At 70.7% G+C, this 9,717-nt stretch carries 10 protein-coding genes; 3 read left to right on the top strand and 7 right to left on the bottom strand.

The features are described from left to right. Positions 1 to 16: 16 nt before the first annotated feature. From V7053_RS16035 to V7053_RS16025, 3 genes are all read right to left on the bottom strand, one after another. Complete coding sequence (locus tag V7053_RS16035) at positions 17 to 862, bottom strand: aldo/keto reductase (protein WP_334173273.1); 846 nt, start codon at positions 860 to 862, stop codon at positions 17 to 19. 183 nt (positions 863 to 1,045) lie between these two features. Then, a complete protein-coding gene (locus V7053_RS16030; RefSeq protein WP_334173272.1) occupies positions 1,046 to 1,408 on the bottom strand; it encodes a hypothetical protein in 363 nt (120 codons plus the stop codon). Between the two features lie 170 nt (positions 1,409 to 1,578). Continuing rightward, positions 1,579 to 1,863, bottom strand: a complete 285-nt coding sequence (locus V7053_RS16025) for a hypothetical protein (RefSeq protein ID WP_334173271.1) — start codon at positions 1,861 to 1,863, stop codon at positions 1,579 to 1,581. 166 nt (positions 1,864 to 2,029) lie between these two features. On the opposite strand from V7053_RS16025, the gene V7053_RS16020 reads away from it, so the two are divergent. The 3 genes from V7053_RS16020 (at position 2,030) to V7053_RS16010 (ending at position 6,146) form a co-directional block, all read left to right on the top strand. After that, on the top strand, positions 2,030 to 2,674 hold the full coding sequence (locus V7053_RS16020) for a response regulator transcription factor (RefSeq protein ID WP_334173270.1): 645 nt from the start codon (positions 2,030 to 2,032) through the stop codon (positions 2,672 to 2,674). A gap of 125 nt (positions 2,675 to 2,799) precedes the next feature. Next, positions 2,800 to 4,854: a penicillin-binding transpeptidase domain-containing protein gene (locus V7053_RS16015; RefSeq protein ID WP_334173269.1), complete on the top strand. Its 2,055-nt coding sequence runs from the start codon at positions 2,800 to 2,802 to the stop codon at positions 4,852 to 4,854. Next, positions 4,851 to 6,146, top strand: coding sequence for an MFS transporter (locus V7053_RS16010; RefSeq protein ID WP_334173268.1), 1,296 nt, complete (start codon positions 4,851 to 4,853; stop codon positions 6,144 to 6,146). The genes V7053_RS16015 and V7053_RS16010 overlap by 4 nt, the downstream gene beginning before the upstream one ends. On the opposite strand, the gene V7053_RS16005 is transcribed toward V7053_RS16010, so the two are convergent. From V7053_RS16005 to V7053_RS15990, 4 genes are all read right to left on the bottom strand, one after another. Further along, on the bottom strand, positions 6,143 to 7,357 hold the full coding sequence (locus tag V7053_RS16005; RefSeq protein ID WP_334173267.1) for a S53 family peptidase: 1,215 nt from the start codon (positions 7,355 to 7,357) through the stop codon (positions 6,143 to 6,145). The genes V7053_RS16010 and V7053_RS16005 overlap by 4 nt on opposite strands. 143 nt (positions 7,358 to 7,500) lie before the next feature. After that, positions 7,501 to 8,082 carry a copper resistance CopC family protein gene (locus tag V7053_RS16000; RefSeq protein ID WP_334173266.1) on the bottom strand — a complete coding sequence of 194 codons (582 nt, stop codon included), beginning with the start codon at positions 8,080 to 8,082 and terminating at the stop codon, positions 7,501 to 7,503. Further along, positions 8,079 to 8,819, bottom strand: a complete 741-nt coding sequence (locus V7053_RS15995) for a YcnI family copper-binding membrane protein (protein WP_334173265.1) — start codon at positions 8,817 to 8,819, stop codon at positions 8,079 to 8,081. Before V7053_RS15995 ends, V7053_RS16000 begins: the two co-directional genes overlap by 4 nt. 86 nt (positions 8,820 to 8,905) lie before the next feature. Continuing rightward, complete coding sequence (locus V7053_RS15990) at positions 8,906 to 9,496, bottom strand: hypothetical protein (protein WP_334173264.1); 591 nt, start codon at positions 9,494 to 9,496, stop codon at positions 8,906 to 8,908. Positions 9,497 to 9,717 lie beyond the last annotated feature (221 nt).

Raw genomic sequence — 9,717 nt, 5'->3', positions numbered from 1 at the left:
CCCCCGGATCAAGAGATCAAAGTTGCGTATGGGCTGCGGTGGCCGGGTCGCCGCCGATCCTGGTCCCGGCCTCCACGGCGTCGAGCTCCGCGACCTCCGCGGCCGTGAGCTCGATGCCGATGGCGCCGAGGTTCTCGCGCATGCGCGAAGGACTTGCCGATTTCGGGATGACGATGGTGCCGTGGTTCAGGTGCCAAGCGAGCACGATCTGGGCAGGCGTTGCCCCGTACTTCGCGGCGAGCTCCTTCACCGGCTCGGCGCTCAGGTCGGCGCCCTGACCGAGCGGGCTGTACGCTTCGACGGCGATGCCCTTGGACGCGCTCAGGGCGGCCAGGTCTCGCTGCTGGAACGTCGGGTGCAGTTCGATCTGGTTGACGGCCGGAACCACCCGGCTCGCTGCCAGGAGCGCCTCGAGGTGGGGGGCGAGGAAGTTCGAGACCCCGATGGCGCGGGCCAAGCCGGCGGAGTGGAGCCCCTCCATCGCGTTCCATGCCTCGACGAAGAGTCCTTGGGAGGGCACGGGCCAATGGATCAGGTACAGGTCGACGTAGTCGAGGCCCAGGGCTTCGAGGCTGGCCTCAAACGCCTCACGGGCCTGGCCCTGCTCCCCGTTGCGCAGCTTCGTGGTGACGAACAGCTCTTCCCGTGGGATGCCGGAAGCGGCGATGGCGGCACCCACGCCAGCCTCGTTGCGGTAGGCGGCGGCCGTGTCGATGTGCCGGTAACCGGCGTCGAGCGCCTCTTCGACGATGCGCTGGGTGTCCTCGGCCGGGACCTGGAAGACGCCGAAGCCGAGCTGGGGGATCTCGACCCCGTTGTTGAGCGTCACGGTGGGGATGGTGATTTCTGGTGATCGGGACATGGCTTCAACGCTACGGACGTGTGCGGGCCATGTCAGCGCCGTGGGCATGGCGGGTGCTTCCTAGGACGGCGAGTCCTAGCTTCCGGGCGCTCGGTCAAGCACGGCATGCCGGCCTACCTTCCGTCCGTGCACCGCCTTTGCTCCAGGGCTGCCGGTAGGTCAGGTACAGCCCGGAGCCAGCGATCAGGTTTCGCTGCCCTTGGCCCCGAAGCCGCGCGGCGCCTGCTGCTCGGCTTCGGAGGCCGTCGATTGCTGGGAAGTGCTCCCGTCCCCGTCCTGTGGCTTCAGGTTCAGGTCGATGGAGCGGCTCTTGAGGATCTGCAGAGCGTCGGAGTGCGGCCACGTGGCCTTGTCGGGATAGGGGCTCAAGACCGTGCCCGAGTCCTGGTCGCGGCGGACGAACGGGGCACCGTGGAGACCGTCGGCCCGTCGGGGAAGGCGGCGCCGGAGGGCCGCGAGGACGGCGGGCACCGGTTTGGGTACGAAGACCATGCCTACCGATCTCCGGTATTTTCGGATGGCCTTCGCCAGGGCGAGGCCGGCCACTTGCCTCAGATCCTCTGGTCCAGCATCCGCGGCCGGCCCTGGACCCGGCCAGTTGCCGCGCGGCCTGGCGGTATCCGCAGCGGGGGGCTCGGGGGTGTCCATGTCGGATGGTCCTCTCTGGGAGTCGGGGAGCCGGGTGTGCGAGGCGGGTCGCGCAGGGGGCGACGGGCTCAGCGGATGCCCCGGGAGCAGGCGCGGAGCTGTTCCGGAGCGATGGCCAGCCCTGACCAGGGGCGTGAGCGGCTTGGCAGGTAGACGTCCTCCCGAGAGACGCTCTTGCGTCGGCACCGACCCGAAGGGAGCGCCCAGAGCACGAGGATCCGCTCCCCATCGGCCTCGACCGCGTACCCGTGGATCTCGCCGCCAGCTCCTTGGACGATGACCTTCTGGGGGCCGCTCAGCCGGGCCAAGGTGCCCACTGTGCTCGGGGCCTGGGCCGGGACGTGTGATGGCAACGGATCCGAGCTTCCTTCCTCCCTCTCCGTGGGTCCGGTCGAAATCACAGGCCCGGCCGAAACCACCCGTGGCAGACCACGCAAACGACGCTACCCCCCAAGGGGAGAGGTGTATTCACCCCTGAGGGTGTGAAGAAAGGGGTCAAGGGGTGGGAAGATGGGGCCCATGCGCGTCGCTTTGGTCAACGACTACGAAATCGTGGTGCACGGGGTGGCCGCCATGCTCCGCTCCTATCGGGACCAAGTGGAGATCGTGGAACTGGACGCGGGCAGGCATCCGGCCGAGCCGGTGGACATCACCCTCTATGACACCTTCGCGGCCACCCAGGGCGACAGCGAGGCCGTCCACCAACTGTCCCAGGACCCCTTGGCGGGTAAGGTCGTGGTCTACTCCTGGAACCTCGACGAGGCCTTGATCGATGCGGCCATCGCCAATGGCGCGAGCGCCTACCTGTCCAAGGCGCTGCCAGCCGGGCAGCTCGTCGCGGCCCTGCAGGCGGTGCACCGCGGCGAACAGCCCGAAGAGCCGCAGACCAAGGGGACGACGACGGTGGTCGGCGGCGACTGGCCCGGCAGGGAAGAGGGTCTCACCCAGCGCGAAGCCGAAGTCCTCGCCCTGATCGCCCAGGGACTGAGCAACGCCGAGATTGCGGAGCGCACGCTCCTGTCGATCAACTCCGTCAAGACCTACATCAGGAGCTGCTACCGACGCATTGGCGTCACGAACCGCTCCAACGCGATCCTCTGGGCCGTCGAACACGGATTCCGCCCTACCCGCGAACGCATTCCGGCCCCCGCGCCTGCGGGCTGACCGGGCCAGCGCCCGGCGGCAGCGCGTCAGCTTCCCGAACGCCGGAAGCCACAACTTCCGCCAGCGTCTGCCTCTAGCACGGCAGCCTCCTGCGGAGCGGACACCCCCACCACTAGGCTGAGCCGGTGGGGAACATTCGCGCCGCTTCTCTTGTCCTGTCCGCCGTGCTGCTCGGGACTGTTCTGACGTCGTGCGACGACGGGTCGAAGGCCGCGGCCGAGGCAGCAGCGAAGGAACTCAGCAGCGGCCTCTCGTCGCTCGATGTCTCCCACGCGGCGCTCGCGGGAACGGATCCGTCGGCGGCCCAGGACCAGCTCAAGACGATCGTGGCGGCCCTCGGCGGCGTCAAGCCGTCCGTTTCCGCGGGGGAGGCCACGACTGCGAACGGCAGGACCTCGGTGCCGTTGGACTTCCGCTGGGAGCTCTCGGGGCGCGAATGGAAGTACACGACGACGGCGGAGGTCGCCCAGTCGAATGGGCACTGGGCCGTGCAGTGGACACCGGGGCTCATCGCGCCGGGGCTTCAGTCCGGCGAGGTCCTCGCGATCCGGACGACGGCGCCGGCCCGGGGCGACATCCTCGGCGCCAACGGCGCCCCACTGGTCACCGAACGGCCCGTCAAACGGGTGGGCCTCGACAAGGCCAAGACTCCGGCCGCCCAACTCGACTCCTCCGCTCGCGCCCTCGCGTCGCTCGTCGGGCTCGACCCTGCCGAGTACGCGAAGCAGGTCGCGGCGTCGGGTCCCCAGGCATTCGTCCAGGCCATCGTGTTGCGCGACGCCCCCGACCGCACTCCCACAGACAGCCAGATTGCCGCCATCCCGGGCGCCTTCGCCCTCGGCCGCACTCTGCCGCTCGCGCCGACCCGCGCGTTCGCCCGGGCGGTGCTCGGCACGGTCGGCGACGCGACGGCCGAGCAGATCCAGAAGTCCGACGGCGGGCTGAGCGCGGGTGACCAGACCGGGCAGGGTGGGCTCGAGGCGAAGTACGACGACGAGCTGCGGGGCAAGGACGGCGTGACCGTTCTCGCGGTCCATCAGGACGGGGGGTCGCCGACGTCGAGCGCCGGCGCCAGCCCGTCGTCGTCCGCCACTCCCGGGTCTGCCGACGCGTCGGCCAGCCCGCGGCCCGACCAGCCCCGCACCCTGTTCACGGCGCCCCCCCAGGCGGGAACGCCGCTGCGCACGACGCTCGACCCGAAGCTCCAGCAGATCGCCGACGACACCCTCGCCTCGGTCGGCCCGGCGTCGGCGATCGTGGCAATCCGACCCTCGGACGGTTCCGTGCTCGCCGCGGCGAGCGGACCGGGCAGCAACGGCTACAACACCGCGATGCTCGGCCAGTACGCGCCCGGCTCGATCTTCAAGACCGTAGACTCGCTTGCGCTCTTCCGTGAGGGCGCGACACCAGACCTCAAGGTCGAATGCACGCCGACCCTCACGGTAGACGGCAAGACGTTCCAGAACGCCACGGGCTATCCGGAAGACCACCTCGGGACCATCACGCTCGAGGACGCTTACGCGCATTCGTGCAACACGGCCTTCATCTCCCAACGCGACAAGGTCTCACAGGGGCAGCTCGAGGCCGCCGCGACATCGCTCGGCCTGGGGACCGACGCGCCGCAGCTCGGCGCGGACGCGTTCATGGGTTCCATTCCGGCCACGGCCGGGACGACTGAGCACGCGGCGTCGATGATCGGCCAGGGGAGGGTCCTCATGTCGCCCCTCGCGGCGGCGGTCATGGCTGCCTCGGTCCAGAAGGGGGGCTTGGTCTCGCCCCGCCTGGTCCTGAACGCCGGCGAGGACGCGCCGTCCTCGTCGCCGGGTGCGTCGCCCGGCGCGTCAGGGACTGCAGCATCCCCAAGCGCACCCTCGACTCCCGGCCCAGCGCAGGCTGCGGCCACGCCGATCACACCGGCGGAAGCCGCCCCGCTCCAGGCCATGATGCGGGCGGTGGTCACGAGCGGCCACGCTGGCTTCCTGCTCTCGGTGCCCGGCGCCCCCGTCGGTGCCAAGACTGGAACAGCCGAATTCGGCAGCGACAACCCGCCCAAGACGCACGCGTGGATCATCGGGGTCCAGGGCGACCTCGCGGTCGCGGTATTCGTGGACGAGGGCGGTCTCGGCGCGACCATCTCCGGCCCGCTCCTGACGAACTTCCTCACGAAGGCGAGCCAATGACCCCCGAAAGAGAGCAGAACGTGGCAGTCGGTGCCGAGGCCTCCGTGGACGGCGCGGCGGTTCGCCGGGCGGCCATCGCTACGTTCGTCATCTTTGCGACGAACGGCTTCATCTTCGCGAGCTGGGCCGCCCGTATTCCGGCAGTCACCCAGACCCTCGGGCTCTCGACCGGAGAAATGGGCCTCGTGCTGCTCGTCGGCGCCGTGGGGTCGCTCTGCTCGATGCCGCTCGTGGGGCCCATTTCCGGCCGCGTGGGGATCGTGCGCACGGTCCGCCTCGGAGGGCTGCTCGCCGTCGTTGCGGGAGGGCTGCTCGCCGTCGGCCTGCTCATCGTGTCGGTGCTGCTGGTAGCTGTCGGCCTCGCCGTGTTCGGCGTGGGCATCGCCCTCTGGGACGTAGGGCAGAACATCGAGGGGGCCGACGTCGAACATCGCCTCGGCCGGACGATCATGCCCCAGTTCCACGCGGGCTTCAGCGGGGGCGCGTTCCTCGGCGCGATCGTCGGCGCCGGGCTCAGCGCCGTGGGTGTGCCGCTGCCGCTGCATCTCGCAGCGATCATGGCCGCCGTCGCCGTCATCATGGTCTTGGTCCCGCGGCACTTCCTCCCGCTCACCGCGCATGCCGCGGGGGCCGCGGGCGCCGGTGCCGCGGGCGCCGGTGCCGTCTCCGCGGATGCGGCCTTCGCGAACGCGCACGACGGCGCGTCCCCGGCCCCGGCCGCGAAGGAGCGCGGCGGGGCGCGGGGAGCGTGGACCGACCCGCGCACGCTCCTGATCGGCGTCGTCGTGCTCGGAGCGACTCTCACGGAGGGCGCGGGCAACGACTGGATCGCCAAGGGGTCCGTGGACGGCCTCGGCACGACGCAGGCCGCCGGCGCGGCCCTGTTCGCGCTGTTCGTGGGCGCGATGACGCTCGCCCGCTGGTTCGGAGGACGCGTCATCGACCGGCTGGGCCGGGTCGTCGCCCTGCGCCTCAGCATGGTCTCGGCGCTCGTCGGACTCGCCGTCTACTCCCTCGCGGGGTCGTACTGGCTTGCGGCCGTCGGCGCGCTCCTGTGGGGGCTCGGCGCGGCGCTCGCGTTTCCGATGGGGATGTCCGCGGCGTCGGACGATCCCCGGCACGCGGCCGCCCGGGTCTCAGTGGTGGCGACCATCGGCTACATCGCGTTCCTCGCCGGGCCCCCGTTCCTCGGCTTCCTGGGCGACCACGTCGGCCTGCGAACGGCCTTGCTGGCCATCCTCGTGCCGATCGCCGTCGCCCTCGTGCTCGCAGGAGCCACGCGCAGGCGCTAGAAGCCGCTCACGCCGTCCGGCGTGCCGAGACCAGTGGGGCCGTCCCACCCCGGGCCTGCCGTGCACCACTGGGCGGGCGAGCACGAGCCGTTGCTTCCCGAGCTCACGTCGAACAGGTTGCCAGGGTGCCCGTACGGGATCGAGTTCGCGTAGGTGCCGCTCGCGGCCGAGCCGGTGTTCCCGCTCAGCGTGTAGACGGACGCGATGATCGGCGAGGCCTCGCTCGTGCCGCCGAACTGGCCCCAGCTCGAGGTCGAGCTCGAGGTCGGGTAGTAGACCGCGAGGCCGCCGTTGTTCGGATCGGAAGCCGCAGCCACGTCGTTCATGGCCCGGCCTGCGCAGCCCGTGTTGTCAGCGGAAGCCGCCGGGAGCGCCGCATTGAGGCTCGAGCAGCCCGAGCCTGTGCCGCTCCAGACCGTCTCGCTCCAGCCGCGAGCGTTGGCCGCTGCGACCAGGGAGGTGCCCCCCACGGCGGTGACGTAGCTCGAGGAGGCCGGGTAGGAGGCGCCCTGGTAGCCGTTGTCGCCCGCGCTCGCGGTCACCGCGATGCCGGGGAAGTTGTAGTACTTCCCGTAGGTCGAATCAGCCGCGTCGGAGCCGCCATAGCTGTTCGAGATGGCGGAGACGCCTGGGAGCCTGGCGGCCGTCTGGACGGCCGTGCCGAGATCGGTGAACGAGGCGGTGGTGGCCTCGAGCACCACGATCTTGCAGTCGGGGCAGGCAGCCGAGACAGCGTCCACGTCGAGCGACTGTTCCTGAGCCCAGCCGAGGTTGAAGCGGGGGAGCTTCGTGCCCCCGTTCTCGTTGAGGATGCGCAGGCACCCGGTGGCCGTCGTGCAAGCGGGGAGGCCGAACTGCGAGCGGTACGTGGCGAGGTCACGGGCGAGGTTCGGATACCCGTACGCGTCCACGATCGCGACAGTTCGGCCCCCGGACGCGGTCCCGGTGAGCTGATAGGCGTTGCGCAGCTGCGACGGCGTGAGGCCGGTCGGGGGCGGAGCGCTTGTGTTCGCCACCACGTGGCCGGCGGGGTCTACGGCCTGACGCGCCGTGCATGCGGCCTCGCCCGCCCTCGGCGCCGAACACACTTGGATCGAGCGGTCGCCGTGGACCGACGGGCCCGGCGCTGCTGACGCCGTCGCGGGGGTCGCCGCCAGACCCACGACGAGCAGCAGGGCCGAGCCCGCGGCTGCCAAGAACTTCCTCTTCACGAGACATCCCCTCTGTCTAGGGACCGCCGTTCTTGACAGGATGTGTCAAGGCAGTCTGCAGGACCTTCGCAGATCCATGACAGGCTCCACAAGACGTGGCGGGCAATTCCCAGACTATTCCCAGAGAAGAGTTCCCAGACCGCCTACTCCCCGGCAGCGCGGGACAGGGACCGCCGCACGAACCAGCCGAGTCCCGCGATGACGACGAGCACCAGGACCCCGACCGGAATCGTCCAGACCGGAAAACCATCCGAGGCACCGGAGGCCGAGGACGACGTCGGCTCGGCCGCCGTCGTCGACGTGGCGCCGTCCGTCGCGGCTGCGCCCGAGGTTCCCCCGCCCGCAGCCCTCGCCGTGAAGGTGAAAGTGCCCTCGATCGGGTGGGAATCGGACGAGACGACGCGCCACACCACCGTGTACTTGCCGGCCGGCGCATCTGGCTTGATCGCCTGGGTGACGTTGTTGTCGACGACGGTTGCCGCGCCGTCGGCCTGGTTGGTGCCGCTCGCGTCCTTGACCTGGATCTCGGTGCCGATGGCGATCGGCGTGTGGTCGTAGGTCAGGACCACCGCGTCGGGGACGGCGGCGACCGTCGATCCGTTGGCGGGGTTCGTGGCCTCGAGCACGTCGTGCGCCTGCGCGGCTGCCGCCGGGAGGGCCAGGCCTGCGGCCAGACCCAGAACGGCGACGGCGCGCGCAAGGCTCCGCACGCGACGGTGGGTCACTTGGCAGCCTTGCGGCGGCTGCTCAGGACGAGGCCGAGTGCCGCCGCTCCGAGGACCGCGCCGATGGCACCAAGGACGACGCCCCAGGTGCCGCTCGCGTCGCTCGTCTGGGAGGCCGCCGTCGCGCTGTCGGCGGCCTGGGCGCCGGGGGTCGCGCTCGCGGTCGGCGCGGGGCTCGCGTCGTCCGCGGGCGTCGTCGTGAACGACGGCGCCGGGTGGTCCGGCTCAGGCTGTCCGTCCTGCTGGGTCTGGTCCCAGTTCACCACCGTGCCGTCGGTGTAGGTCTGGACGGCGGGGAGGACGATCTTCGTCCCCGCGGCCGGGAGGATCCCGACCGAGAGGGAGAACGCCTGGTACTGGTTCTGGCCGATCTCGTGGGCGGCGTCGTTCGCCGTCCACACGACCGAGGTCGGAGCCTTCGTGACGGTCGACCCTTCGACCTTGACCGGCTTCGGCAGCGTGCTCGTGACGATCTGCGCGGTCCAACCCTCGATGGGCTTGACCGAGACCGAGGTGAAGGGCGTGTCGGTCGGCAGCTTGACCTCGAGCTTGCTGGTCTTGGCTGTGGCGGACTCGTTGGGCATGTTGAAGGTGAGGTGCGTGTAGCCGTTGGCTGCCGGATCGTCCGGGTCCACGGTGACGTGGGCCGAGGCGGCGGCGGCGCCGGTTGCGATGAGAGCCGCGGTGGCGACAGCCGTGCCCAGGGTCTTCAGGCTGCGGCGGATGGTCTTGTTCATGGGTGGTCTTGGCCTTCGTTGAGCGGGCACGCAGGTGCCCGGCCGGGAGGATGAGGATCCCGCGATGGGCGGGCGGCGGGGCCGTCTCAGGTGACGGCGAAGGCCGAGGGCGGCCCCCGCCGCGACGGCAGGCGAAGGCTGCGCCACGTGCGCGGGAGCGCTTCCTCAATGAAGGCGGGAACTGCGGGCCGGGGCCGCGGCGAGGCCGCGACGAGCAGCCGCACGAGCGGAGAAAGCCACGCGAGGAGGGCCCAGAGTGCGGCTTCGCCCCGAGCGAGGAGCAGCGAGGTGAGGACCGTCGCGATGGTGTGGGCGAGCAGCATGAGTGCGGTGTCAGTGTGCACCTGTTGACCCGGGCCGGCGGCGGCGAGCAGAGTCAGCACGTGCACGTGGGCCGCACTCGGGGCGAGGGCCGGGGCGCCCGAAGTCGAGGTGGAAAGCGACGCGAACGCCTCGTGCAGCCCGAGCTGTCCCGCCGCGAGCACCGCGAACATGGCGGGCGTCGAGATCTTCCGGCCCGCCAGTGCGATGACGGGAAGGGTCACGAGGGCGAGGAGGCCGAGGACGATGAGAGGGTCCGGCAGGCTTCCGCCTCCCGCGAGGTGGGCACCCGCGGCAAGGAACAGCACGCTCGTGGCGAGCACGACGGAGCGCGAGAGCCGGAACAGCGCACGCATGCCTGCACCGCCTCTCGTGGATGGATGGTCCCCCAACTCCGGTTGGGGGACCACAACCACTTTAAAGGACTGCAAACACTTTGAAAGAGGCGGAACGCATATTGCGCAACTCGGGACTTCACGCGGGTGCTCCTCCCTGCCCCGGCTGGGAGGGCGCGAGCCCGGTCAGGCTTCGGAGCCGGTCTCTCGGTGGTTGGACTCGCGGCGGGACCAGTCGTCGG

The organism is Sinomonas sp. (assembly GCF_036848755.1).
Classification (GTDB): domain Bacteria; phylum Actinomycetota; class Actinomycetes; order Actinomycetales; family Micrococcaceae; genus Sinomonas.
Note: the sequence above shows the minus strand (reverse complement) of the source record. Positions and strands in the feature narration are given on the sequence as shown.